1 pseudogene is annotated in these 302 nt (G+C 77.8%); it reads right to left on the minus strand.

The features are described from left to right. Window positions 1-302, minus strand: a pseudogene (locus AB6A65_RS16930) (3'-5' exonuclease); the annotation flags it as partial.

Raw genomic sequence — 302 nt, forward strand, 5'->3', positions numbered from 1 at the left:
AAGTCATAGACGATCGGCCGCGCGTCCTCGGGCGCGAGCGCCGCCGTCTCGTCGAGGATCAGGAGCGCGCTGCCGTCCCCGTCGAGCCGGCGCAGCCGCGCCGGCGCGCGCGTAGTGCTCCGCGCGAGCACCGCCTCGAAGCGCGCCTCGCCCGTGGCGGCGGCGGCGTAGGCCGCCTCGATCGGCGCGCCCTCGAGGTAGTCGGTGATCGGCGCGCCGAGCCGCGGGACCCCCGCCCGCGCGAGAAGCGCCGCCGCCTGCCCGTCGTAGAGCGCGATGCGCCGGTCCGCCCCGATGAGAAC

The organism is Rhodosalinus sp. FB01 (genome assembly GCF_041365715.1).
Lineage (GTDB): Bacteria > Pseudomonadota > Alphaproteobacteria > Rhodobacterales > Rhodobacteraceae > Rhodosalinus.